25 protein-coding genes and 1 tRNA gene are annotated in these 23,046 nt (G+C 72.5%); 16 read left to right on the forward strand and 10 right to left on the reverse strand.

Annotation, left to right across the window (positions count from 1 at the left end):
* Positions 1-4 precede the first annotated feature (4 nt).
* The 4 genes from ADL22_RS18045 to ADL22_RS18060 all read left to right on the forward strand — a co-directional run bounded on the left by ADL22_RS18045 (position 5) and on the right by ADL22_RS18060 (position 2,592).
* Entirely contained in the window at positions 5-703 is a 699-nt protein-coding gene (locus ADL22_RS18045; protein ID WP_066980245.1) for an RNA polymerase sigma factor, read from the forward strand.
* On the forward strand, positions 700-1,290 hold the full coding sequence (locus ADL22_RS36690) for a hypothetical protein (RefSeq protein ID WP_066980248.1): 591 nt from the start codon (positions 700-702) through the stop codon (positions 1,288-1,290). Before ADL22_RS18045 ends, ADL22_RS36690 begins: the two co-directional genes overlap by 4 nt.
* Positions 1,291-1,540: 250 nt before the next feature.
* Positions 1,541-1,837, forward strand: a complete 297-nt coding sequence (locus tag ADL22_RS18055) for a type II toxin-antitoxin system VapB family antitoxin (RefSeq protein WP_006604254.1) — start codon at positions 1,541-1,543, stop codon at positions 1,835-1,837.
* 122 nt (positions 1,838-1,959) lie between these two features.
* The gene (locus tag ADL22_RS18060) at positions 1,960-2,592 is read left to right on the forward strand and encodes a LytR C-terminal domain-containing protein (protein WP_079064234.1); all 633 of its coding nucleotides are present in this window, start codon (positions 1,960-1,962) and stop codon (positions 2,590-2,592) included.
* Between the two features lie 68 nt (positions 2,593-2,660).
* Here the strand turns inward: ADL22_RS18060 and upp are convergent, their stop codons facing one another.
* Complete coding sequence (gene upp / locus ADL22_RS18065) at positions 2,661-3,296, reverse strand: uracil phosphoribosyltransferase (protein WP_066980253.1); 636 nt, start codon at positions 3,294-3,296, stop codon at positions 2,661-2,663.
* Between the two features lie 220 nt (positions 3,297-3,516).
* On the opposite strand from upp, the gene ADL22_RS18070 reads away from it, so the two are divergent.
* The 3 genes from ADL22_RS18070 (at position 3,517) to ADL22_RS18080 (ending at position 4,798) form a co-directional block, all read left to right on the forward strand.
* Positions 3,517-4,056 (forward strand): hypothetical protein, encoded by a 540-nt coding sequence (locus ADL22_RS18070; RefSeq protein WP_066980256.1) that lies wholly within the window; start codon positions 3,517-3,519, stop codon positions 4,054-4,056.
* Positions 4,057-4,131: 75 nt separating this feature from the next.
* On the forward strand, positions 4,132-4,632 hold the full coding sequence (tadA, locus tag ADL22_RS18075) for a tRNA adenosine(34) deaminase TadA (RefSeq protein WP_066980259.1): 501 nt from the start codon (positions 4,132-4,134) through the stop codon (positions 4,630-4,632).
* A gap of 81 nt (positions 4,633-4,713) precedes the next feature.
* Positions 4,714-4,798, forward strand: a tRNA-Ser gene (locus ADL22_RS18080).
* Positions 4,799-4,908: 110 nt separating this feature from the next.
* Here ADL22_RS18080 and ADL22_RS18085 read toward each other — a convergent pair.
* The 3 genes from ADL22_RS18085 to ADL22_RS18095 all read right to left on the reverse strand — a co-directional run bounded on the left by ADL22_RS18085 (position 4,909) and on the right by ADL22_RS18095 (position 6,718).
* On the reverse strand, positions 4,909-5,226 hold the full coding sequence (locus ADL22_RS18085) for a hypothetical protein (RefSeq protein WP_066980262.1): 318 nt from the start codon (positions 5,224-5,226) through the stop codon (positions 4,909-4,911).
* A 194-nt stretch (positions 5,227-5,420) separates the two neighbouring features.
* On the reverse strand, positions 5,421-5,909 hold the full coding sequence (locus ADL22_RS18090; protein ID WP_066980265.1) for a hypothetical protein: 489 nt from the start codon (positions 5,907-5,909) through the stop codon (positions 5,421-5,423).
* A 29-nt stretch (positions 5,910-5,938) separates the two neighbouring features.
* Complete coding sequence (locus ADL22_RS18095; RefSeq protein WP_066980268.1) at positions 5,939-6,718, reverse strand: DUF2127 domain-containing protein; 780 nt, start codon at positions 6,716-6,718, stop codon at positions 5,939-5,941.
* Between the two features lie 659 nt (positions 6,719-7,377).
* Here ADL22_RS18095 and ADL22_RS35780 point away from each other — a divergent pair.
* The 5 genes from ADL22_RS35780 (at position 7,378) to ADL22_RS36835 (ending at position 11,072) form a co-directional block, all read left to right on the forward strand.
* Positions 7,378-7,542, forward strand: coding sequence for a hypothetical protein (locus tag ADL22_RS35780; protein ID WP_199836328.1), 165 nt, complete (start codon positions 7,378-7,380; stop codon positions 7,540-7,542).
* Between the two features lie 56 nt (positions 7,543-7,598).
* Positions 7,599-7,892, forward strand: a complete 294-nt coding sequence (locus ADL22_RS18100; RefSeq protein ID WP_066980271.1) for a Dabb family protein — start codon at positions 7,599-7,601, stop codon at positions 7,890-7,892.
* A gap of 297 nt (positions 7,893-8,189) precedes the next feature.
* Positions 8,190-8,999 carry an RNA polymerase sigma factor SigF gene (locus ADL22_RS18105; protein WP_066980274.1) on the forward strand — a complete coding sequence of 270 codons (810 nt, stop codon included), beginning with the start codon at positions 8,190-8,192 and terminating at the stop codon, positions 8,997-8,999.
* Positions 9,000-9,189: 190 nt separating this feature from the next.
* Complete coding sequence (locus ADL22_RS18110) at positions 9,190-10,029, forward strand: RNA polymerase sigma factor SigF (RefSeq protein ID WP_066980277.1); 840 nt, start codon at positions 9,190-9,192, stop codon at positions 10,027-10,029.
* A gap of 803 nt (positions 10,030-10,832) precedes the next feature.
* Positions 10,833-11,072, forward strand: coding sequence for a hypothetical protein (locus ADL22_RS36835; protein ID WP_324615576.1), 240 nt, complete (start codon positions 10,833-10,835; stop codon positions 11,070-11,072).
* An 11-nt stretch (positions 11,073-11,083) separates the two neighbouring features.
* On the opposite strand, the gene ADL22_RS18120 is transcribed toward ADL22_RS36835, so the two are convergent.
* The 4 genes from ADL22_RS18120 to ADL22_RS18135 form a co-directional block, all read right to left on the reverse strand.
* Complete coding sequence (locus tag ADL22_RS18120) at positions 11,084-11,890, reverse strand: hypothetical protein (protein ID WP_234430754.1); 807 nt, start codon at positions 11,888-11,890, stop codon at positions 11,084-11,086.
* A 39-nt stretch (positions 11,891-11,929) separates the two neighbouring features.
* The gene (locus tag ADL22_RS18125; RefSeq protein WP_066980331.1) at positions 11,930-13,102 is read right to left on the reverse strand and encodes a cupin domain-containing protein; all 1,173 of its coding nucleotides are present in this window, start codon (positions 13,100-13,102) and stop codon (positions 11,930-11,932) included.
* A 614-nt stretch (positions 13,103-13,716) separates the two neighbouring features.
* Positions 13,717-15,015 carry a helix-turn-helix domain-containing protein gene (locus ADL22_RS18130; RefSeq protein WP_159048687.1) on the reverse strand — a complete coding sequence of 433 codons (1,299 nt, stop codon included), beginning with the start codon at positions 15,013-15,015 and terminating at the stop codon, positions 13,717-13,719.
* A 211-nt stretch (positions 15,016-15,226) separates the two neighbouring features.
* Complete coding sequence (locus ADL22_RS18135; RefSeq protein ID WP_066980286.1) at positions 15,227-15,985, reverse strand: GntR family transcriptional regulator; 759 nt, start codon at positions 15,983-15,985, stop codon at positions 15,227-15,229.
* Positions 15,986-16,432: 447 nt separating this feature from the next.
* Here ADL22_RS18135 and ADL22_RS18140 point away from each other — a divergent pair, with 447 nt between their 5' ends.
* Positions 16,433-16,792 carry a hypothetical protein gene (locus ADL22_RS18140; protein WP_066980288.1) on the forward strand — a complete coding sequence of 120 codons (360 nt, stop codon included), beginning with the start codon at positions 16,433-16,435 and terminating at the stop codon, positions 16,790-16,792.
* A gap of 26 nt (positions 16,793-16,818) precedes the next feature.
* Here ADL22_RS18140 and ADL22_RS18145 read toward each other — a convergent pair whose 3' ends face one another.
* Positions 16,819-17,991, reverse strand: a complete 1,173-nt coding sequence (locus ADL22_RS18145) for a methyltransferase domain-containing protein (protein WP_066980291.1) — start codon at positions 17,989-17,991, stop codon at positions 16,819-16,821.
* Positions 17,992-18,352: 361 nt separating this feature from the next.
* Here ADL22_RS18145 and ADL22_RS18150 point away from each other — a divergent pair, with 361 nt between their 5' ends.
* Positions 18,353-18,829 (forward strand): VOC family protein, encoded by a 477-nt coding sequence (locus ADL22_RS18150; protein WP_066980295.1) that lies wholly within the window; start codon positions 18,353-18,355, stop codon positions 18,827-18,829.
* A gap of 121 nt (positions 18,830-18,950) precedes the next feature.
* On the opposite strand, the gene ADL22_RS18155 is transcribed toward ADL22_RS18150, so the two are convergent.
* Positions 18,951-19,172, reverse strand: coding sequence for a hypothetical protein (locus ADL22_RS18155; protein WP_066980297.1), 222 nt, complete (start codon positions 19,170-19,172; stop codon positions 18,951-18,953).
* A 467-nt stretch (positions 19,173-19,639) separates the two neighbouring features.
* Here ADL22_RS18155 and ADL22_RS18160 point away from each other — a divergent pair, with 467 nt between their 5' ends.
* Positions 19,640-20,122, forward strand: a complete 483-nt coding sequence (locus ADL22_RS18160) for a MarR family winged helix-turn-helix transcriptional regulator (protein ID WP_066980337.1) — start codon at positions 19,640-19,642, stop codon at positions 20,120-20,122.
* A 20-nt stretch (positions 20,123-20,142) separates the two neighbouring features.
* A complete protein-coding gene (locus ADL22_RS18165; protein WP_066980301.1) occupies positions 20,143-22,761 on the forward strand; it encodes an MFS transporter in 2,619 nt (872 codons plus the stop codon).
* Positions 22,762-23,046: the final 285 nt, after the last annotated feature.

The raw sequence follows: 23,046 nt of genomic DNA on the forward strand, positions 1-23,046 counted from the left end.
ATCGATGGTCTCCACCACTCCGCACCCGGCCCCGGCACGGTTCGCCCTGCCGGGGCTGCGCCCGTTGTCCTGGCGCCGCCTGCTGCGCACCCTCCGCCGCCCCGCGTACGCGCCCCAACTCGCCCTCGCCGAGCGTCAGTTGGCGTACGGGCACGGGCCCGCGCACACCGACCGGACCGGCGGCGCACCCCCGGCGCCGGCCCCGGCACCGCCCCCGCACCTCACCCTCACCGAGCTGTACCACGCCCACCGGCTCCCCATGGTCCGGCTGGCGCTGCTCCTCGTCGACGACCGGGCGACCGCCGAGGACGTCGTCCAGGACGCGTTCGCCGCGCTCTACAAGCGCCACGGCGAACGGCTCGGCGAGATCGACAACGCCCCCGCCTACCTCCGCACCGCCGTCGTCAACGCCGCCCGCTCGGTACTGCGCCGCCGCCGCACCGCCCGCGCCTACACCCCGCCGCACGAGGCCGACGCGCCGTCCGCCGAGGAGCGGGTGGTGCTGGACGAGGAGCACCGCGAGGTGATCGCCGCCCTCGGCCGGCTGACCGCGCGCCGCCGCGAGGTGCTGGTCCTGCGCTACTGGGGCGGCCTCAGCGAGGCGGAGATCGCGGCCACCCTGGGCATCAGCCGCGGCGCGGTGAAGTCGCTGGCCAGCCGCGCCCTGGACGCCCTGGAGAAGATCCTGGAGGAACGGTCTTGACCCCGCGCGACCCCGCCCACCGGGAGACCGCCGCGCCCCGGCCCGTCGAGGACCGGCTGCGCCGCGCCCTGGCCGCCCGCGCCCGCACCGTCGGCCCCGGCGATCTGCGCCCGGCCGCGCCCCCGGGACCGCACACCGCCCGCCGCCGCCCCCTGCGCGCCGTCCTCGCCGGGCTGCGGGCGCCCCGCGTGGTGCTCCCGCTGGCCGCCGCCGCGACCGCCGCCGCGCTCGCGCTCGCCGCCCATCTCGCCACCACCCCCGGCCCGCCGCCGGAGCGGCCGCTGCCGGCGTCCCCGCCGAGCCCCGCCCCGCGCACCCCGGGGACCGGCACCCCGTCGCCGTCCGCCTCCCCGTCCGCCCCCGACCCGGCCGGCGAACCCCGCCCCGGCGCCGGCCGCTCCGCCCCCGGCACCCCGTCCGGCCGTCCGCCGCACCGCACCCAGCCGCCCACCCCGACCGGCCGGCCCGCCGGCGGCCCCGCCGCCGAACCCACCCGCGGCCCCGCCGGCGCCACCCCGACGTCCGCCCCGCCCGTCTCCACCACCTCCCCGGCGGGCCGGGGGGCCTCCCCCTCCGCCGCCCGCTGACGCCCAGGCGCCCGGCCGGGGCGCGCCGAACGGCACGGCCGAAAACATGTCCCCCTGCCGCACCGCGCCGCCCGCCGCGACCGGCCGCGCCACCCCGCGCGCCCGGTGGGCGGACGAACGAGCCCTAGCCCGTTCGTGCCGTATCAGCCAGCTCATCACCCACCAATGATCCATTTTTGCCGCTAATGATCGGCTTTGCTCCGCCGCTTCCTGGCTGCGCCCGGTGCCCGGCGCCCGGTAGGCTTTCCGTGTGATCTTCAAGCGCATCGGAAATGGGCGGCCGTACCCCGACCACGGCCGGGAGAGCACCCGCCAGTGGGCGGACGTCGCCCCGCGCCCGGTACGCCTCGACCAGTTGGTGACCACCAAGCAGCAGCTCGACCTGGAGACCCTCCTCGCCGAGGACTCCACCTTCTACGGCGACCTCTTCGCGCACGTCGTGAAGTGGGAGGGCGACCTCTATCTGGAGGACGGCCTGCACCGCGCGGTCCGCGCGGCGCTCCAGCAGCGCCAGGTGCTGCACGCCCGCGTCCTCGAACTGGACTGACGGCCCCGGCGCGCGCCCGCTCCGGCCGCCGCGGCGGCCGGAATTGGCCCACTCGGGTTTCCCTCCCACAACGCACTGATCATCTAGTAGGCACGGCACCCGCCCGGCACTACGCTGCGGCCATGAGCATGCTGACGCCTCCAGGCATGGGCGGTAAGTACCGCATCACAGGCGACAGGTATCCGCGGATGCGCCGCCCGCGCCATCGACGCCGCATCCTCCTCGGCCTCGCGGCGGGCGCCTGCGCCCTCGGACTGATCGGCTGGGGATCCCTGCAGCTCATCGACGTCTTCGGCGGCCGCGGCAGCACCGCGCAGGCCGCGCAGGACACCAGACCGTGCCCGGCCGGCCGCACCCCGGCGGCCCCGCCCGCGGCCCGGCCGCCGGCCCCCGCGACCCTGACCGTCAACGTCTACAACGCCACCCCGCGCTCCGGCCTCGCCAAGCGCACCGCCGACGAACTCCGCGCCCGCGGCTTCCGCATCGGCAAGGTCGGCAACGCCCCGGCCGCCTACGACAAGAAGGTCGGCGGCCCCGGCCTCCTGCTCGGCCCGCGCACCGCGCTCACCGGCCCGCTGAAGGTGCTCGCCACCCAGCTCGCCGGCGCCCGCCAGCAGGCCGACGACCGCAAGGGCACCGACCTCGACCTGATCATCGGCAGCGGCTTCACCGAGCTGACCGCCCCCAAGGACGCCGCCAGGGCCCTCGCCGCGCTGAACCGCCCCGCACCGGCCCCCTCCGCCGCGAAGTGCTGACCGCACGGCGCGCCGCGGCCCCGCACCACCCGGTGCGGGGCCGCGTCATGCCGTGCGCGGGGCGCGGGTCAGCCGGCCGTGCCGTACATCCGGTCACCCGCGTCGCCCAGGCCCGGGACGATGTAGCGGTCGGCGTTCAGCCGCTCGTCCACCGAGGCGGTGACCACCGTCACCGGCGTCCCGGCCAGCTCGCGCTCCATGACCTCGACGCCCTCCGGCGCGGCCAGCAGGCAGATCGCGGTGACGTCGTCCGCACCGCGCTTGATCAGCTCCTTGATCGCGGCGACCAGCGTGCCGCCGGTGGCCAGCATCGGGTCGACCACGTACACCTGCCGCCCCGACAGGTCGTCCGGCATCCGCGTCGCGTAGGTGTGCGCCTCGTACGTCTCCTCGTTGCGCACCATGCCCATGAAGCCGACCTCGGCGGTGGGCAGCAGCCGGACCATGCCGTCGAGCATGCCCAGCCCGGCCCGCAGGATCGGGACGACCAGGGGCCGCGGGTGCGACAGCCGGACGCCGGTGGTCGCCGTCACGGGCGTCTCGATCTCGACCTGCTCGGTGCGCACATCACGGGTGGCCTCGTAGGCGAGCAGGGTGACCAGCTCGTCGGCGAGCCGCCGGAAAGTCGGGGAGTCGGTGCGCTTGTCGCGCAAAGTGGTGAGTTTGTGCGCCACCAGCGGGTGGTCGACGACGTGGATCCGCATGACATCGACAGTAACCGAGCCGGAAGGCCCCGGCGCCCGCCCGCCCCCGCGCGCGATCCGGCACGTGAGCGACATCTCTCACAACGTCCGCACGACGCAGCGCCGAAGACCCCGCGCGGACGCGATGTTTCTGCCACGATTCCGAAAGGGGCGGGGAGCAAGCGGCGTGCAGCGCCGCCCCGCCCGACCCGGCACGCCTCTGACCAGTGGGAGAGTCACGGTGTACTTCGCCGCACTGCTCGCGCGCACCGAAGACGGGTGGGAAGCGAGCGATACGGAGCTCGATACTGTGGAAACGCTGACCGACCTGGCCGATCTGGCCCGGGAGGCAGCGCCGGACGACGACACGGTGGTGGTCCTCATCGAGCAGGAGGAGGCTTGGTTCGGCGTCATCCGGATCGACGGGGAGGATGACCCGCGGATCTTCGTCTCCGACGCCGCGGCGGCCGCCCGCAGCTCGTACGGCGCGCTGCTGACCGACGAGATCCTCGGCCGCGACGACGGCGAGGACGACCTCGACGTCCTCAATCTCGACGGCACCGAGGACGGCGAGCCCCTGGACGCCGCGGCGGACGAGACCGACGACGACGACGGCCCGGCCGATGACGGCTCCGTCGTCCGCCACGGCCCGCTCGGCGACGCCACCCTCCTCGCCGACCTCGGCATCGACGAGAAGGAGCTGCTGGCCCTGGAGAGCGACGCGCTCGGCGGGATCGCCGACGCCCTGGGCTGCTCCGACCTCCTGGAGGCCGTCCGCTGACCCCGCCGGGCCCGCGCACACGGGCCCGGCCCCCTCACCGACCCGCGCTCCCCTCCCGTCCCCGAAACTGGGGACATGACCGTGCCCCCCTCCCCTCTCTCCTCCTCCGCCGCGCCCGACCCGCTGCGCGATCCCTGGACCGCGCCGATGCGCCGCGCGCTGGCGGAGGCCGCCCTGGCCCCCGGGACCGGCGACGTCCCGGTGGGCGCCGTCGTCCTGTCCCCCGACGGCACGGTCCTGGGCACCGGCCGCAACGAACGCGAGGCCACCGGCGACCCCACCGCACACGCCGAGGTCCTCGCCCTGCGCGCGGCCGCCGCGGCCGTGGGCGCATGGCGGCTCACCGGCTGCACCCTCGTCGTCACCCTCGAACCCTGCACGATGTGCGCCGGCGCGATCGTCCTCTCCCGCGTCGACCGGGTCGTCTACGGCGCCCGCGACGCCAAGGCCGGCGCGGTCGGCTCCCTCTGGGACGTGGTCCGCGACCGCCGCCTCAACCACCGCCCCGAGGTCATCACCGGCGTCCTGGAACCCGACTGCGCCGCCCTCCTCACCACCTTCTTCCGCGACCGCTGACACCCCGGCTCCCGCCGCGCGCCGCCCCCGCCCCGCAATCCGATTTCGGCGCACGGGGCCCTTTGGGCTAAGCTCTCTCTCGGTAGCGTGTCCGAGCGGCCGAAGGAGCTCGCCTCGAAAGCGAGTGTGGCGCAAGTCACCGAGGGTTCAAATCCCTCCGCTACCGCTCTCGGAAACCGCCTCCGATCTGCTCCGGCAGGTCGGGGGCGGTTTTCGTTCGCCGCGTTGCCAACGCGCCGTCAGCGCGAGCACCTGCCGCCCTCTTCCGCCATGGCCTCAGAACAGACCGAAGCCCACGAAGAAGGGGGCGAGGGAGGCACCGGCGCACACCGGCCAGTAGCGGGAGGGCGGGACCTGGGTCCGGCGTCGCAGCCAGAAATTGGCCAGTCCCCAGACCAGGCCGAAAAGGCAGAACACCGGGGCCGCGATAACCAGCCAGAGCAGCATGCCGTCGTTCTCGTTGGGGTCCCGCATCGTCCAGCCCAGGGCCGCGAGCGGGCCGTTGGCGAGGATGTACCAGGCCAGGAACAGCGGGACGATCGCCGGAATCCCCAGCAGTAGATTCATGGCCACGGGGACCCATAGCTTCCGCATGGGCGCATTCTCCACGATCGCGTCGCCCACGTGAAAAATGTGCGCGAGGTCCGGGCCATGGGGCATCAACACCCGTACGGCGACGGCGAGTTGTGGCGGCGCGGGCGCGGGCACGAACAAAGGGCGGCCGGAGTCCGATAACGAACTCCGGCCGCCCTCGGCGCGCCCTACCCGCGCGGGAAAACCGGCGATCCTCAGTCGCGGCGGCGGAAAGCCTTCCGGATGAAGTGCACGATCAGCCAGATCAGCAGGATCACGATGACGATGATCACCACGATGATCACGATCAGGAAGATGCCGAGCTTCTTGAAGAAGCCCATCTTCTTTTTCTTCGGCTTGTCGTGCGACGAGGAGAAGGACGTCTGGTGCGTGACGTGGTGGTACGTGCTGCCGCTGTGCGCGGTGTGCCGCCAGCGGGTCGGGGCGGCGGCGGCCGCGAGGGTCCGCGCGCCCGTCTCGTCGGCGGTGGTCCGCGGGGCCGCGGCGACGGTGATCCCGGGCGCGGGCCGGGCCTCGTCGGCCACGGACAGGCCGGCGGCGGCCGCCGGCGCGGCCGCGGCGGCCAGCAGGCCGAACAGCAGCGCCAGCACGGCGAGCGGACGGCGGGTCAGCGCGGTCCGGCGGGCGGCGGTGCGCGGCGAACCGGGCGTCCGGCGCGCGGAGTTATGGGTTTCGGATGGCATGGGTGGATTTTCCCCCTCGTACGGTGCGTTCAGCCATGGTGGGCGGGTGCGGGTGCCCCGTCGGGTGCCCCGGCCTCCAGCAGCGAGGCGCTGCGCCGCTCCGCGTCGAAGGCCGCGCGGCCGCCCCGCAGCCCGAAGAGCCGCTTGGCGAACGCGATGTAGAGCACCGCCAGGATATTGATGACCAGCGTGGCGATCTTCAGCCAGCTGACCTTCTCGGTCAGCTCGTAGATCTCCAGCGGCAGGAACGCGGCGGTCGCCACCACGGTCAGGTACTCCGCCCAGCGCTTGGCCCGCCACAGGCCGACCCCCTCGACGATCTCCACCAGCGCGTACACCAGCAGCAGCGAGGCGACCAGGACGAGGGTGGAGTGGTGGTAGCCGAAGGTCTTGCGGATGGTGTCGACGACCGGGGAGTGGTCCAGGTCGTAGTGGAAGTGGACGGCCACCGGGCGGACCGCGTCGAGGTTCTGGTCGAAGAACCGGCGGACCGCGTCCTGGCTGTTGCTGAACTGCCAGACCGCGACCGCCGCGAGCACGATGAACACCCCGCGCACCGCCCGCTCGACGGCCAGGAACCGCAGGATGAACAGATCCCGCAGCACCTTCCCGCGCGGCACCAGCGGGGCCTCGGCGGCCGGCCCGGAGCGGTGCGGCGGGCCCAGGGTGAAGTCGCCGCAGCGCAGGCAGCGCCAGGCGTCGCCGGCGGCGGTGGCGGCCCGCAGCGCCGCCCGGTGGTGCTCCTCGTGCGGGAGGTAGGTGAGGTGTCCGCGCCGTGCGCAGGTGCGGCGGTTCCAGTCGATTCCCATCGTGGGGGTCCTGCGCTCCTCTCGTCGTCCCGCGGGTCCGCGCCCCGCGCCGCGCGATGGTCGCGTGCATGCGCCAGTCGCGTACACGCGCCGTCGCGTACACGCGTCAGCCGCGCGGCGTACGGGCTGCCTTACGGGGAGAGGGACGAGAAGAAGGGCGCGGAGGTTGCCGCGCGGGGGCGCACGGGGGGCGTACGGGGGCTGCGGGGTGGTGGCGCCCGCCCCCGTGGCCCGGGGGTGCGCCCCCGGCGGAGCCGTAGGCCGGGGGAGGCGGGCCAGGGGGTGTGGGCCGCCTCCCCCGATGAGGACCGGACCCCTGTGTCCGCACCGCGAGGTCAGGGAGCACGCGGCACGCGGACCCCGCAGCGGGCCCCGGTCCCGGGCCCCGCGGATTCCTGCCAGATCCGCCGGGCCCGTCGCGCTCCATACTGCCGCGCGGGACCGCGCCAACGGGCGGGCGAAGGGCCCCGCTTGGCGGGCCTTTGGTCCATAAGGCCGGTGTACGGAAGGGGCCGGACGGGCCCTTGCGCCTCCCCCGGTCGAACGCCTGTGGTTACACTCGCCCGACCGCACCGGCAACCGGGGCGGCCGCCGGGGGCCGGACCCCGGGGGAGAGCCGTAAGGGCGCGAGGGCCCTGCCGCAGGGGGAGACGGAACCGATGGCCACAGCGAAGAAGATCGCGGTGTTCGTGATCGTCATCTTCGTGACCTGGACGATCATCGCCACCCCCAAGCGGGCCGCCGGCCTCGTCCAGATAGGGTTCGAGGGCATCTCGACCGCCGCGCACAGCGTCGGCGAGTTCATGACCCAGCTGGTCAGCTAGGTCCCAGCCGGGCCCGCCGGACCGGCTGCGCATCGTCCCGCCGCACGGAGGCCGCCGTGATCCGCCACCTGGTCCTGTTCAAGCTCAACGAAGGCGTCTCCCGCGACGAGGAGCGGGTGCGGGCCGGCGCCCGGGCCTTCGCCGAGCTGGAGCAGCAGATCCCGGAGCTGACGTTCTGGGAGTGCGCCTGGAACATCACCGACCGCCCGATCGCCTACGACTTCGCGATCAACTCCGCGGTGGCCGACACCGACGCCCTCAAGCGCTACATCGAGCACCCGGCCCACCAGGCGGCTGCCGCCCAGTGGCGCGAATTCGCCACCTGGGTGATCGCCGACTACGAGGTCTGACGGCCCCCGGCGCCGCCCGCGCCGCCGCTTGCGCACCGAAGCCCCCCGCCCGCGCCGGCGAGGGGCTTCACCGCGTTCCAGGGCCGCTCCAGGGCCGTCCAGGAGCCCCTGAAGGGCCGCCGCGGGCCCGTTCCAGCCCCCGCTCAGGGCCCGCCCGCTCCCCCGTCAACTCTCTCTCCAACACGGCGTTATGCGGTGCTTGCACACAGTGCACATGTCTTGTGATGCTATGACCGCTTTTGCCGGATACATGCGATACGCGATACATGCTGCGATACCTCCACTGTGAAGGGTGGCGTGACCGTGACGGCCCGTACTGCGCCCAAGGCTCCGGCCCGCGAGAGCCGTAGCGCGGACACCCGGGCGCTGACGCAGGTGCTCTTCGCCGAACTGGCCGGTCTGGAACCCGGCACCCCCGAGCACTCCCGCGTCCGGGCCGCGCTCATCGAGGCCAACCTCCCGCTGGTCCGCTACGCCGCGGCCCGCTTCCGCAGCCGCAACGAGCCGATGGAGGACGTGATCCAGGTCGGCACGATCGGCCTGATCAACGCCATCGACCGGTTCGACCCGGACCGCGGTGTGCAGTTCCCGACCTTCGCCATGCCCACCGTCGTCGGCGAGATCAAGCGCTACTTCCGGGACAACGTCCGCACCGTCCACGTCCCGCGCCGCCTCCACGAGCTGTGGGTGCAGGTCAACGGCGCGACCGAGGACCTCACCGTGCTGCACGGCCGCTCCCCCACCACCGCCGAGATCGCCGAACGGCTCAAGATCGGCGAGGACGAGGTGCTGGCCTGCCTGGAGGCCGGCCGCTCGTACCACGCCACCTCCCTGGAGGCCGCCCAGGAGGGCGACGGCCTGCCCGGCCTGCTGGACCGCCTCGGCTACGAGGACCCGGAGCTGGCCGGCGTCGAGCACCGGGACCTCGTCCGCCACCTGCTCGTCCAGCTCCCCGAGCGCGAGCAGCGCATCCTGCTGCTCCGTTACTACAGCAATCTGACGCAGTCCCAGATCAGCGCGGAGCTCGGGGTATCGCAGATGCACGTCTCCCGGCTACTGTCGCGGAGCTTCGCCCGCCTGCGGTCCGCAAACAGGATCGACGCCTAACCGGCACGGGCGACCCGTTCCTGCACAGATATGTCGACAAGGCGCTACAGCGTGTTGCCGACATGTGACATTCTGCAGGAACCGCGTTTGCCGTGGTGCTGCCTCCGGTATTCAGGTGGAGGTATCACTCCTCGGTCCACCCTGGGCCGGGGACGCCGCAGCGACCCGTCCGCGACCTCAAGGGGGTGGCATGTCCGTAGAACTGGGCAGCTCAAAGGTGCTTTCTGCGATTCCCGCGCCGGCACCACACGTGCATGACGACGTCGACGCCATCAACACCCGCTCGCTCTCCCGGTCCCTGTTCCTGCGGCTCGCCACGCTCGACAAGGACTCCGCCGAGCGCGCCTACGTACGCGACACGCTCATCGAGCTGAACCTCCCGCTCGTGCGCTACGCGGCCGCCCGCTTCCGCAGCCGCAATGAGCCGATGGAGGACATCGTCCAGGTCGGCACCATCGGCCTGATCAAGGCCATCGACCGTTTCGACTGCGAACGGGGCGTGGAATTCCCGACGTTCGCGATGCCGACGGTGGTCGGCGAGATCAAGCGCTTCTTCCGCGACACGTCCTGGTCGGTGCGCGTCCCGCGCCGCCTCCAGGAGCTCCGCCTGGCCCTCACCAAGGCCAGCGACGAGCTGTCCCAGAAGCTCGACCGCTCGCCGACCGTGCCCGAACTCGCCCTCTGCCTCGGGGTGTCCGAGGAGGACGTCGTCGACGGCCTCGCGGTCGGCAACGCCTACACCGCCTCCTCGCTCGACTCCCCCTCCCCGGAGGACGACGGCGGCGAGGGCTCCCTCGCGGACCGCCTCGGCTACGAGGACAGCGCCCTGGAGGGCGTCGAGTACCGCGAATCCCTCAAGCCCCTGCTGGCCAAACTCCCGCCCCGGGAGCGCCAGATCATCATGCTGCGCTTCTTCGCCAACATGACGCAGTCCCAGATCGGCGAGGAGGTCGGCATCTCCCAGATGCACGTCTCCCGGCTGCTGACCCGCACCCTGGCGCAGCTCCGCGAAGGGCTCATCTCGGACTGAGGAACGGTCCGCCGAGGGACGTCCGGCACCAGCCGACCGGGTCGCTCGGCGGACAGCGGGGAGAACGGCGAGGAGCCCGGCAAGGGCCGGCGAGGGCCGACAACTGCCGGCACAGCCCTTCCTCCCTGACGCACCGTCAGGGACACTGCCCCCAGCCACCGCTGGGAGGTGTCCCCACCATGCGACGGACCACGACTACGGCCACGACCATGACCGCGACCGCCGCCACCGCCTCGGCGGCCGCACTCTGCCTGAGCGCCCTGCTCACCGGCTGCGGCGCCCCGGCCGACCCCGGCTACGCCGCGGTGGGCGCGGCAGCCCCCACCGACTCATCGGCCCCGACGAAACCCGTGCCCCCGAGGGGCGGCATCGAACTGACCCCTCTGGACGGCGACGGCCCCTCCGGCTCCCCGGCAGGCAGGAGCCCCGGACCTGGGCCGGGCACCTCTCCGGGCTCACCCACGGGCACGTCTACGGGTCCCTCTACGGGCTCCTCTGCAGGCTCTACGGGCCACGGCGGCCCCTCTGCCGCGTCGGACGGCTCGACCACGCCAGGGGCCAACCCCGGCGCCTCGCAAGGCGGTTATGGCAACCCCGGCACCCCCGGAAGTACAGGCAACCCGGGAAACCCAGGCGGCACCGGCCGACCCCACCCCGGCAACTCAGGAAGCACCCCCTCGCAGCCCTCCCCGCCCTCCCCGCCCAGCCCCACCATCCCGGCCGGCCCGGGCGCACCCGCCGGCCTCGTCGTCGGCAAGCCCGTCCTCGCGGCCACCGACGTCCGCTGGTGCCAGCGGGTCACCATGGCCTTCCTCAACACCGGCGACCACCCCGTCACCACCGGCACCGTCACCTTCGGCACCCACGTCATCGGCGCCCTCGGCATCGACTGGGCCACCCTCACCTCAAGCCCGCAGCACCTCCCCCTCCCCCTCGCCCCCGGCAAACCCGCCACCGGCACCTGGCGCCTCTGCGTGGACGCCTGGCGCGTCCCCCTGGGCATGCACCTGGAGACCCGCGACGTGACGTTCACCTGGAAGTGACGGGGCCGGCCCTACGCCTCGATGGCGGTCGCAAGGAGGCGTTCGAGGTGCTGCCGCACGCCGTCCGACAGGCTGGCGTAGAACGGCACCCGGGCGGCTGCCTGGAGGATTTCGGTGCAGGCGGTCAGCTCGCCGACCAGGCCGGCGGGGCTGCCCAGGACGTGGGCGAATTCCGTGCGGACTCTCTCTGCCAGGTCGGGCACAGGGAGCGAGTGAAGGTAGAGGGTTGCGGCGTCGTACCCGACAGGTGCGGTACCCCAGCCCTCCCAGTCCACAAGGATCAGCTCCGGGCCGGAGAGGTTGGCCCAGTGGAGGTCCCCATGGGCGGTCGCCCAGGTGATCTCGCCTGGGATGATGCCGGTGAATTCCGGGACGCGGCGGCGGATGTACTGCTCGCGCACCGCCTGTCGGCTGGTTGCGACGGGCGCGAGGTGGTCCAGGGCTTGGCGGAGGTTGTGCCACCAGGCGTCCGGCAGATCAGCGCCATGGCGAACGACCGGGCTCGGGGACACCGGCGGAGCGGCGACGAGCTGGTAGAGCTCGGCCCGGTAGTCCCAGCCATCGGCTGACCAGTCCCGCAAGTCGGTCAGCCGCGGTCGCGGCAGGGTGGGTGGCAGGGCCCGTTCGGCCTCCTTGGGCCCCTCCCACAGCTTGCCGCCCGACCTGCCGGCGGATTCACTGACCAGCCGCAGCCAAGCGGGGCCGTCCGGAGTCGTGACGGCCCCGGACAGCGTCCGGCCGGCGTACCCCCACACGGCTCCGCCCGCGGCGTCCACGGCACCCAGCAGGGCACACACGTAGCCGCGGGCGGAGAGCATACGGTCCCTGACAGCTTGCTCAGGGGCAGTGAACATCGGCTACCTTCTCCGGCTGACGGCGGCGATGCCGGCCGTCACCAACTCGGTGACCAGCGTGGCGACCTGGCCGACGGGGAGCGATGAGGCTATCGCCAACTCGCCGAGGGTGGAGGTCCGTCCCTCGGTGAGGCGTTTGGCCACGGGACGGGCCGGAGCGGCGAACGTCCACTGCTGGCCGCCTGCGTTCAGGATCACCCGGCCGTCGCTGTCCACGTCGTACCACGCGCCGGAGGCGGTGAGGCGGACGTGCAGGTGTTCGTCGGCGGGGACGCCACTGACGAACGGCAGAGACGGCGCCGGACGACCCGGATCCATCGTTCCCCGGGCGCGGAGGAACTCCTCGATCACCCCGTCGTGGAGCGCCGCGGTGAACTCCTCCCGTAACGCCGCCACATGGATTGCCTGTTGCTCTGGGGAAGCAAGGCGGGGCAGGTTGGCGCGGACGGTCGCCGAAGCTCGGAGCTGGTCTGCCAACCAGGAGAGCAGGTCGGCTCCGGTGGTGGGTTTCAGCCCGCAGGTCAGGTGAAGGGACCGGCCCTCGGTGGCAGCGACGGAGTGCCACCAGCCGCGCGGGAGGTAGAGCATGTCGCCTGCGCGGAGGACGATCTCGGCCACCGGTTCACCGCGGGGTGGGTGGGGTGCCTCGACATCGATACGGAGTGGGTCGACGCGGGTGGGCTGATGGATCTTCCACCGCTTGGCGCCTTCGGCTTGGACGACCACCACATCGTGGTCATCGAAGTGGAGGCCGAACCCCTCCTTCGCGGTCCACGACGCGTAGAGGTTGACCTGCACGTCGGTACGCAGGTGCCGTTCGAGGGCCACGGCGAAGCGCTCCACCCCGCGATGCAGCGCGTCGACGGCGTCCAGGACGAGCGACGCGCCCTCGTCGAGGTGGCGGTGGAGACTGCCCGGCTCGATGCGGTGCCACACGGTGTGGCGCTTGGAGACCACGGGGTGGGTGTACGCGTGCTGGGCAACCTGCGCGCCGTCGTTGAACAACCGCAACCGCGGAGGTTCGAGGCGGTGCCGGGCGATGATCTCGTTGAGGTCGTCCCAGGTGAACAGCTCGGAGAAGTCGGCGACCTGGGGCCAGAGGCGGTACGTGCGGCCGAACGCCTCGGCGGGGAAAACCCCGCCGAGGCTCCGGACCGCCGCGGTGATGGCGGTCATGGTCATCTTCTGCGGCTCCGATCAGTCGTTGCCGTCGCCCTTGCCGGTGCCGCCCCCGTCGCTCAGGCGGTCCTGGGTACGGGCGTCCTTCACCGTGCGCTTCGAGAGGATCAGCTTGGCCATTTCGTACTCCCTTCTCTCTTTTCGGTTCTCCCGCCGAGGTTTCGGCGGGAAGTCGTGTGAGTGCCTGCGGCACGCTGTCGGTGCCTGGAACGGAGACCGCGGGGGGGCAGGGCATGAGCGCCGCCGTTCTGGACGACCAGCGCCGTGGCGGCCTTTCGCTGGGCCCCTGGGGTTACGCGGCTCAGATACCGGTGAAAGAGCAGCACTCAACGGGCCAGGGCCTGGAGGCGGTGGGCCGCCGAGACCAGGCCGTTGCGGCCGTGATGTCGGCTCGGAGCTGGTCGCTGCCGGGACCTTCGGCGGGCACGGGCGGAGCGGTGCGAGCGATAGCCACGGTGCGGCTCCTCGAAGACGGGGTGGTCGTCACCGCCGCCTGGGGCGAGGGGAGGCCGGCCGTGTGCGGCCCCTGGCGGCTTGAGAAGAGTCAACCGCCGAGCGGAGGGGCAGATCCGCAAACGGTTTGCGAGGTCGCAAACCCCTTGCGGCTGAGCTCAGTTGACGGGCACACCGGCCCGGGCGGCGAAGGTCCGCACGCCAGGAAGGCTTCGGTCGTGGCGGAGCAGACTGCCGGCGAGGTCCTTGACCGCGCCGCGCCGGATCTCCTGCGGCGCGGCCTGCTCGGCAGCCAGCAGGGCCCGGTAGCACTGCGCCGGCTTGCCCCACTGGTCGAAGCAGCGGGCCACGTCGATGAAGAACCGCCCCTGCCGCTCCGGCGTCGGCAAGGCGCTGGGGTCGATGGTCCTGGCCAGGTCGATCGCCTGCCCGGCATCCCCGAGCAGGTAGTGAACGGAGAGCTGGTGCAGCCGTACCTGCTGGACGCCGGTGTCGGTGCGGGCCTCGGCGGCCGCACTCCCGGCTCGCGCGGTCTCAGTGGCTTCGCCGATCAGGGCCCGCGCGGTCTGCCGGTCGCCCATCTTCGCCGCCGTGTACGCGGCGGTCGCCAGCAGTGAACTCCCCGCGGCCAGCCGCGCCGATTCCGGGGTGCTGCGGTCGGCCTGCACGTCCTGTGCGGCTCGGACGGCGATGTCGGTCGCGCGGGCGAGGTGGCCCTGGCGTCGCCAGGCGCTGGAGACCATCCGGTGGGCCTCGGCGATCGTCAGCGCATCCCCTCCTCTGCGCGCGGAATTCAGTGCACGGTCGGCGGTGATCGCCACGAGTCCGTCCTCACCGAGCTTGATGCACAGGCGGGCCGCGATATTGTACAGGTCGGCGACTGCCGTGGCCGACAATTCTGCTGGTCGGAGGGCTTGAGCCTGGGCGATCTGCCCGGGCAGCACCCGGGCCAGGAGGTCGTAGCGGGCGGCCCGGAAGTGCGCACGGGATTCCCTCACGGCAGCAGCGACGCCGACCGGTGACACATCGCTGCCCTCGGGGACGCGGGCTGTGCCGTAGAGGAGGAGGTCTTCCAGCGGTGCGAGCGTGCTGGCCTCGGCCGGGGTGGCGGTGGTCAGGGGAGAAGCGAAAACCACCGCCGCAGCGGCCAGAAGTTCACGGCGTCGCACGGGGTCGTCAGCCTCCTCCGGACCAAGATTGCGGCCCACCCTAGCGGAGGCCGACGCGGAGGAAGACGGGCGACGAGCCGATGCCGACGGCTGCCCGGGCGGCGGCGCGGCCCCCAGGAGTTCGGGCAGCGGAATACCCAGAACGTCAGAAATATGGCGCAGCGTCTCCAGGCTGTTCACCGGGATCACGTCCCGCTCGACCTGGGACACCCAGCTTTCCGACTTCTCGATCATTGCGGCCAGGTCCCGCTGCGGCCACCCTTTGCGCCGGCGGCCCTTGGCGATCAATTTCCCGAGCGTCAGTTCGTTCCCGGCCACTGGGTAAGCCCCCGAGGTTCCGTATCCCGACCGCGTGAGCAAGCCAGGGTACTTGTGCGGGAACTCCCGCTGTAGAGGGCAACGGGTCGACGCGCCTTGCCCAACACGCGCCGCCCCGTACGCCAGTTGGATGACCCGTTGCGGCTGAGCCGCGAGGGCCGCAAAGCGGCCCGGACCGTCCCTAAGCCTCGATGTCGTACTCGAGCACGTACGCCGACGAGTCCAGGATCATCTCGTTGACCTCCACCGCACGACCGCCCTCCGCGAACGCCGTGCGCACGATGACGATCACCGGCGTACCGGCCCCCAGCCGCAACCGCTCCGCCTCCTCCCGCGACGGCATCCGACTGCGGATCTCCTCCCTGAAACGAACCGGCCGATAGCCCAGTTCCGCGAGCCGCGCGTAAATCCCGCCAGGCCCGGTGTCCTCCCGAGCGATCGCCGAACCGGCCACGACCTCCACCGGTAGGAAACTCCGCGCCAGCAGCACCGGCTTCCCGTCCAGCACGAACCGCCGACTGCGCACGCACGCCGCCTCGCCCGCCCCGATGCCCAGCACCTCCGCGACGCCCGCCGGCGCCGGCCCCTCGCTCACGGCGACCTGGTCCACGACCAGCTCCCGCTCCCCCACCTCATCCGCCCAGACCGACCGGCCTTCGCCCCACCCATCCCGCGCCAGCCGCTGGACCCCACGCCGCCGCAATGGCCGGAACTCGCGGACGAAGACGCCCGCGCCCTTGCGCGCCTCCGCGACACCTTCGTTCTGGAGGACGCCCAGCGCTTGGCGGGCGGTCATCCGCGCGACCTGGTACGTGGCCATCAGGTCGTTCTCGCCGGGCAGTCGATCACCGGGGCCGTACTCGCCCGCCTTGATCGCCTCTTTCAATTCCTCGGCAATGCGCTGGTACTTCGGCCGACGACCATCGCCCCTGGCGGTCATACGCCCTCCTCTCTGATCTCTGGACACCCTAGTCCGCATGTTCGTTCCGGCAGCAGGTACTCACACGCAGGGATGACTTCTCTAGAGATGGCTTGTCATCTCTAGAGAAGTCGGGCTTCACTTGGTGACGAAACGAGAGCCGGTATCGACCCGTTGCGCCGGACCAGCTCTGTTCGCCTATGCACAAGGCTCCTGCGGCGAACGAAACGGGGGCGGGGCCTTCTACTGCACGGAGGTTGACCACGTGCTTCCCATCATTGGAAAGATCGTCGAAGCGGTGCTGTGCCGGTTACTGCCCGCCCAGGGCCGCCACCGGGCGGTGGCCCCGCTCCCGGCTGAACGGCGCGTGCGCCGCTTGCATCGCGGTCGGCGGCGGGAGTTGTGGCTGGTGATTCACGGAATCGACGTCGGGCCACAGGGGCTCCATGGGACGGAGGTGGTGGCGCGATGAACCCGGTGGATGACGCGCGGCTGTTGCCGTGGAGGACTCCGGAAGGGAAGCCGTGCTATCTGCTGGATGGGGATGGCACCGGGTACGTGTCCCGGCTTGCCGACAAGGTGGAGGCGGAGCAGATGCGGGCGGCGGCCGCGCTCCTCGAGGAGTCGGGGCGGGTGCTCGAGGAGCGGATGTGGACGCCCGGGGAAATCCACCTGCTGGCCGTGGAGTTGACTGCGCACCTGGCGAAAGTGCATCGCGTTTCGGAGAGCCGGGGGGCGCGGCTGCGGCGGTTGGAGGACTGCCTGAACGCGGATGACTCGGAGGCCCTGGACGCGCCGGAACAGCTGGGCGAGGTGAAGGACGCGTAGGCGGTGGTGCGTGCGGCGCGGGCGCGTCAGGCGGTCGCCAGGCGCACCTCGTGGCGGGTGGCGGGGCCTTCGGGGTGGATGTGGAGGCGGAGACGGTCGAGGGTGGGGCGGCCGGCGGATACGTACTGGGCGTGGGCGCGGGTGACCTCGTCCCAGAGGTTGCGGGGGCCGTACTGGGAGACGGCGAAGGTTGTTGTCCGGTGGCCGTCGTAGTCGACGCTTGCCCAGCTTGTGGCCTGGTCGTCGGCCAGCCAGAGGCGGGTGTGGGCCCCGGTGCCGGGGCCGGGGCCGTCCGGCTCGGTGTCCCAGGAGTGCCAGACGCCGGGGACGGAAAGGCCCACGTATGCCTGGGCGTTGAGGTCGTTGCCGGCGACGGACCAGGGGGAGAGGCGGGTGGTGGAGCGTTCGGGGGTCTGGCCGGGGCGGAGGACGTCGCGGTGGAGTTCGATGTCCACTTGTTGCGACCGGATCAGCATGAAGGAGCCGTAGGGGGCGAGGAAGCCCTCGGCCGTGCCGTCCGGCTGCTTGGTGGCGATGAGGGTGCCGTAGTTGCACCAGGCGGTGTCCCAGGGGGTGACGATGCGGCCGCCCGTCGCGGTCTGGTCCAGCCAGGGGCGCGGTACGGTCCGGACGGCGCAGGTGGCGATGATCGCGTCGTACGGGGCCGCCGGCGGCCAGCCCTCCGCCCCGTCCGCGCACCGTACGGACGGCCGGTGGCCGCTGGTCCGCAGGGCGCGCTCGGCACGGTGGATCAGGTCCGGGTCGATGTCGACGGAGGTCACGTTCTCGGACCCGTAGAGGTGGGAGAGAAGCGCGGCGTTGAAGCCGGTGCCGGTGCCGATCTCCAGCACCCGTTGGCCCGGCCGGGCTTCGAGGGCCCTCAGCATGCGGATGACCATGCTGGGCATGGAGGCGGAGGAGGAGGGGATGAGGTCCCCATCGGGGAGCTCGGTGAACTGGGTGACGAGGGGGGCGTCGCGGTAGGCCGCGTGCCACCAGCGTTCGGGGTCCTGTGCGCGGTCGCACGGTTCGTAGCCGCCGTTGCCGTCGCGCAGCCAGAGGAGGGGTGGCAGGAAGAGGTGGCGGGGGGCGGCGTGGAGGGCCGCGCGCAGGGGGGCGGGGACGGGGGCGCCCAGGTGGTCGGCGATCTGCTGCAGGAGGTCGCCGAGCGCCGCGTCGAGCGCGGTGCAGGGGTTCAACGGATCTACTTCGGCTGCGGCGGCGGAGCGGGCTCCGGGGGCGGGATGGGCCGGCCGGGCTGCTGTCCGTCATCTCCGATCGGGGAGCGGTGTTTTCCCACAGTGCGCCTCCTTCGTCATATGCCAGGCGATCGGAGTGTAGGGACTTCGGCGGCCCCGGCGGCAGGGCGCGCGGCGGGCTGCCCCGCGCCCCCTTGGGCATCCGCGGGGTTCCCCACCCGAATGGCGAGGGGGCCGGGGCTGCGGGACGGTCGTTAGAGGTGACGGCCCACGGGCCGCCAGCCGTCCACGGCCGTTCGGGCGGTCGGTCGACCGGTTACGCGGTCGGCCGGTCGGCCGGGCCCAGTATCAGGAGCGCGCCATGCCGAAGATCATTCCCACCCTGTGGTTCGACACGCAGGGGCTGGAGGCCGCCGAGTTCTACTGCTCGGTGTTCCCGCATTCGCGGATCACGAACGTCACGCACTACACCGAGACCGGCCCGCGCCCGGCCGGGACCGTGCTGACCGTCGAATTCGAGCTGGACGGCCAGGAGTTCACCGCGCTCAACGGCGGGCCGGAGTTCACCTTCTCCGAGGCCGTCTCGCTGTCCGTCACCTGCGACGGGCAGGAGGAGATCGACCGCTACTGGGCCGCGCTGTCCGAGGGCGGCCAGGAGGGGCCGTGCGGCTGGCTCAAGGACCGCTACGGGCTGTCCTGGCAGATCGTGCCGGGCGGAATGGCGGGGATCCTCAACGATCCGGACCGGGCGCGGGCGGCGCGCGCGATGGCGGCCGTGATGGGGATGACGAAGCTCGACGTCGCGGCGATCAAGGCCGCGGCGGACGGGGAGGGTTGAGGGGACCGCGGAGGGGCGGGCGCGGCGGCCCCGGCCCCGCGCGCGGCGGCCCCGGCCCAGCTCCCGCGTGCGGCGGGCGGAGTGGCCGCGTTCCGGCCGCCGCGCCCGCCTGGAAGCGTCGTCAGCCCAGGGCCAGCCAGGCCGCGCCGGCCACCACCACGAGGGCCACGATCACGCCGACGATCAGGCCCACCCGCGGGCCCGAGGACGCCGCCTGCGGCGCGGGCGCGCGGCGGCCGCCCGGCTGCGGGGTGCCGCCCTCGTCGACGAAGGCTTTGAACATCTGCGTGCTGCCCGCCGGGTCGTAGTTGCCGTCGGCCTGGTGCTGCGGGTTGGTCGCCATGGGGAAGGACCCTAGCGAACCCGCGCCGGGCGGGCATCCCTGGGGACGTATCCTGCGCGCGCGTGCGCGGGAGGGCGGTGCGCCGTACGCCGGCTGCCGTGACGCAGCGCCGACGCGGCGGCCACGGTGCGCGAGCGGATGCCGGTGTGCGCGGGCGGCCACGTGCGCGGCGGCGCCGGACACGTACGCGGTCGGGCCGGCACGCGTACGCGGTGAAACGTGACGCGTACATGGCGTGAGCAGCGTAGTAGGAGGCGGCCACCTCTCGCGGCCACCCCCACCCGTCCGACCAGCGCATTTAACACCATTAAGGGCAATCGTTGACGCGCCCATGGCGCACCCTTTGCAGCTTCCATACCCACACCGACCCCGAGATCGTTTGCCTTCAGCAACCAACTATGGTTATGGTTGCCTTAAGCAACAAATAGGCGCGAAGGTTGCGCAGGTGAAGAGGCGTGGAGGAGCCGGTGGCCGCTCGCAGTCAGTACGAAGAGCTGGCCCGGCAACTCAGCGCCATCGGGGCCGTCAAGCGCGAAATGGGGCGGATCCTGCCCCAGGACTGCCCGCCGGCGTCGGCCGGGGTGCTCACGCTCCTCGACCGGCACGGCGAGATGCGGATGAGCCAGCTGGCCGAGCTGCTCGCGATCGACATGTCGGTGACCAGCCGGCACGTCGCCCACGTCGCCGAGCGCGGCTGGATCGAGCGGGAGCCCGATCCGGCGGACAAGCGGTCGCGGCTGCTCCGGCTGACCCCGAGCGGGAGAGAGCTCCTCGCCGAGCTCTCCGAGCGCTACACCCAGACGCTCGCCCGGTACCTGGACGACTGGACCGACACCGACGTCGGCCACCTCATCGAACTGCTCGCCAGGCTCCGTACGAGCTTCGGCGACTGCCGTACCCGGGCTCACCACGACTCCCCCGCCACCACCCGTGCCCCCGCAGCAGGATGAAAAGGAAGTAAAGGAACTACATGGCTACGACCTCACCAGCCGGTGTGCGGGGCGGGCATGCCAAGCACGGGGGCGGCCACGGCGCATCCCATGACGGCCCCATGACGCACCGTCAGATCATGGAGGCGCTGTCCGGGCTGCTGCTCGGCATGTTCGTCGCCATCCTGTCGTCGACGATCGTCTCCAACGCGCTGCCGCACATCATCCACGACCTGCACGGCGGCCAGAGCTCGTACACCTGGGTCGTGACCGCGGCGCTGCTGGCGATGACCGCCACCACCCCGCTGTGGGGCAAGCTCTCCGACCTCTTCAGCAAGAAGCTGCTGGTGCAGCTGGCGCTGGTGATCTACGTCGGCGGTTCGGTGGTCGCCGGTCTGTCGCAGAACACCGGCATGCTGATCACCTGCCGCGTGGTGCAGGGCATCGGCGTGGGCGGTCTGTCCGCGCTGGCGCAGATCGTCATGGCCGCGATGATCTCCCCGCGCGAGCGCGGTCGCTACAGCGGCTACCTGGGCGCGACCTTCGCCGTCGCCACCGTCGGCGGTCCGCTGCTCGGCGGTGTCATCACCGACACCAGCTGGCTCGGCTGGCGCTGGTGCTTCTACGTCGGCGTGCCGTTCGCGGTGATCGCGCTGATCGTGCTGCAGAAGACCCTGAAGCTGCCGGTCGTCAAGCGCGAGGGCGTCAAGGTCGACTGGGCCGGCTCGTTCTTCATCGCCGCGGCGGTCACCCTGCTGCTGGTGTGGGTGACGCTGGCCGGCAAGAACTACGACTGGATCTCCTGGCAGACCTTCGCCATGGTCGGCGGCGCCCTCGTGCTCGCGGTCATCTTCGTGATCGTGGAGACCAAGGTCGAGCAGCCGCTGATCCCGCTGCGGCTGTTCCGGAACAAGACGATCACGCTGGCCGCGGTGGCCTCGCTGTTCGTCGGCGTCTCGATGTACAGCGGCACGGTCTTCTTCTCGCAGTACTTCCAGCTCGCGCACGGCAAGACCCCGACGATGTCCGGCGTCATGACCATCCCGATGGTGATGGGCCTGTTCCTGTCGTCGATGATCTCCGGCCAGATCATCACCCGCACCGGGCGCTGGAAGATCTTCCTCGTCAGCGGCGGTGTGCTGCTCACCGCGGGCCTGGGCCTGCTGGGTTCGCTGCGCGCCGACACCCCGTACTGGCACGCGGCGGTCTTCATGGCGCTGATGGGCCTGGGCGTCGGCATGATGATGCAGAACCTCGTCCTGGCGACCCAGAACCAGGTCGCGCCCAAGGACATCGGATCCGCCAGCTCGCTGGTCACCTTCTTCCGTACCCTCGGTGGTGCGGTGGGCGTCTCGGCGCTCGGCGCGGTGCTCGCCAACCGCGTCACGCACTACGTGACGGACGGTCTGACCGCTCTCGGCCCCAAGGCCGCGGCGGCGGCGAGCCACGGCAGCACCGGCGGGGACGGCATCCCTGACCTGTCCACGCTGCCCGCCCCGATCCGTTCGATCATGGAGGACGCCTACGGTCACGGTGTCGGCGACGTCTTCCTCTACGCGGCCCCGTGCGCCCTTATCGCCCTGCTCTTCACCCTGTTCATCAAGGAGGTCGCCTTGCGCAGCAAGTCCGGTTCGGAGCGCGCCCTCGCCGGAGACGGCGACGGCGACGCGTCCCAGGTCCCCGCGGCCGCTCCGGCGTCCCGGCCGGCCGCCGCGTCCGCCCCGGCCCCGGCGTCCGCCGACCCGGCCGCGGAGCGGGAGCCCGCCCTGGTCGGCGCCGCCCCCTCCATATCCGACGACGACGGCCTGCACACGCCCTCCTGGGCCCAGCCGGCCCCGGCGGCCCAGCCGCTCGCGGCGTACGCCTCGGCCGGCGGCGGTGACGCCGTCCCGGACGGCCCCGCGATCCACGGCTTCGTCCGCAACGCCGACGGCAACCCCGTGCCCCGCTCGGCCGTCACGCTGATCTCGCTCAGCGGCCGCCAGCTCGGCCGGTCGGTCGCCCAGGCCAACGGCTCGTACGTGCTCAACGCCCCCGGCGCCGGCTCGTACGTGCTGATCGCGGCGGCCGACGGCCACCAGCCGCAGGCGTCCACGGTCGTCGTCGGCGACCAGCCGCACGCCTACGACATCCTGCTCAGCGGCACCAGCGGCCTGTCCGGCCAGGTCCGCGGCGCGGTCACCGGTGAGCCGGTGGACGGTGCGATGGTCGTCGTCACCGACGTCCGCGGCGAGGTGCTGGCCACCGGCCGGACCACCGCCGAGGGCACCTTCTCCTTCGGGGACCTGGCGCCCGGCACGTACACCGTGGCGGTCAACGCGGCGGCCTTCCGGCCCACCGCGCTGCCGGTCGAGGTCGGCGGCCAGGGCACCACCCGGGTCGAGATCGAGCTGCTGTCCGGCGCCCGCGTGCAGGGCGTCGTCCGGGCCGGCGCCGACCGCGCCCCGCTGGCCGACGCCCGGGTCACCCTGGTCGACGCGGCGGGCAACGTGGTCGCCACCTCCACCACCGGTGCGGACGGCGCGTACGCCTTCACCGACCTGGACGCCGGCGACTACACCGTCATCGCCAGCGGCTACCCGCCGGTGGCCAGCGGCCTGGCCCTCGACGCGGGCGGCGCGGACGGCTACGACCTCCAGCTCGCCCACCCCGGGGACTGACCCCGGACCGGGCCCGCGACCGCCGCGGGCCCGGCACCAAGACCCCGGACCGGGGCGCGCCTTGAGCGGAGACGCGCTTCGGCCCGGACCCCAGGGCCCCGGCGGCGGCGCTGCGCACAGGCAGGGGACGGCCTGCAGCGCCGCCGCCGGGGTCCGACCCCCGGGGAGCGGCGGGACGGCGTACGGGGTACGTACGCGGGGGAACGGCCGGGCGGCCACGCCACCGGCCCGGCGCACCACCGACCAACACGCTCACACGGACACACGCACGGACAGGCACGGACA

The sequence above is a fragment of the Streptomyces sp. NRRL F-4489 genome, from assembly GCF_001509485.1.
In the GTDB taxonomy this organism is placed as follows: Bacteria; Actinomycetota; Actinomycetes; order Streptomycetales; family Streptomycetaceae; genus Streptomyces.

Excerpts from the sequence above, each read along its gene's own strand:
- ADL22_RS18155 (WP_066980297.1), bottom strand. The coding sequence starts at position 19,172 with ATGGCGACCAACCCGCAGCACCAGGCCGACGGCAACTACGACCCGGCG.
- ADL22_RS18060 (WP_079064234.1), top strand. The coding sequence starts at position 1,960 with ATGAGCATGCTGACGCCTCCAGGCATGGGCGGTAAGTACCGCATCACA.
- ADL22_RS35780 (WP_199836328.1), top strand. The coding sequence starts at position 7,378 with ATGGCCACAGCGAAGAAGATCGCGGTGTTCGTGATCGTCATCTTCGTG.
- ADL22_RS18125 (WP_066980331.1), bottom strand. The coding sequence starts at position 13,102 with ATGACCGCCATCACCGCGGCGGTCCGGAGCCTCGGCGGGGTTTTCCCC.
- ADL22_RS18135 (WP_066980286.1), bottom strand. The coding sequence starts at position 15,985 with ATGACCGCCAGGGGCGATGGTCGTCGGCCGAAGTACCAGCGCATTGCC.
- ADL22_RS18045 (WP_066980245.1), top strand. The coding sequence starts at position 5 with ATGGTCTCCACCACTCCGCACCCGGCCCCGGCACGGTTCGCCCTGCCG.
- ADL22_RS36835 (WP_324615576.1), top strand. The coding sequence starts at position 10,833 with ATGGCCTTCCTCAACACCGGCGACCACCCCGTCACCACCGGCACCGTC.
- ADL22_RS18090 (WP_066980265.1), bottom strand. The coding sequence starts at position 5,909 with ATGCCATCCGAAACCCATAACTCCGCGCGCCGGACGCCCGGTTCGCCG.
- ADL22_RS18140 (WP_066980288.1), top strand. The coding sequence starts at position 16,433 with ATGAACCCGGTGGATGACGCGCGGCTGTTGCCGTGGAGGACTCCGGAA.
- ADL22_RS18150 (WP_066980295.1), top strand. The coding sequence starts at position 18,353 with ATGCCGAAGATCATTCCCACCCTGTGGTTCGACACGCAGGGGCTGGAG.
- ADL22_RS18120 (WP_234430754.1), bottom strand. The coding sequence starts at position 11,890 with ATGCTCTCCGCCCGCGGCTACGTGTGTGCCCTGCTGGGTGCCGTGGAC.
- ADL22_RS18110 (WP_066980277.1), top strand. The coding sequence starts at position 9,190 with ATGTCCGTAGAACTGGGCAGCTCAAAGGTGCTTTCTGCGATTCCCGCG.
- ADL22_RS18095 (WP_066980268.1), bottom strand. The coding sequence starts at position 6,718 with ATGGGAATCGACTGGAACCGCCGCACCTGCGCACGGCGCGGACACCTC.
- upp (WP_066980253.1), bottom strand. The coding sequence starts at position 3,296 with ATGCGGATCCACGTCGTCGACCACCCGCTGGTGGCGCACAAACTCACC.
- ADL22_RS18085 (WP_066980262.1), bottom strand. The coding sequence starts at position 5,226 with ATGCGGAAGCTATGGGTCCCCGTGGCCATGAATCTACTGCTGGGGATT.
- ADL22_RS18165 (WP_066980301.1), top strand. The coding sequence starts at position 20,143 with ATGGCTACGACCTCACCAGCCGGTGTGCGGGGCGGGCATGCCAAGCAC.
- tadA (WP_066980259.1), top strand. The coding sequence starts at position 4,132 with ATGACCGTGCCCCCCTCCCCTCTCTCCTCCTCCGCCGCGCCCGACCCG.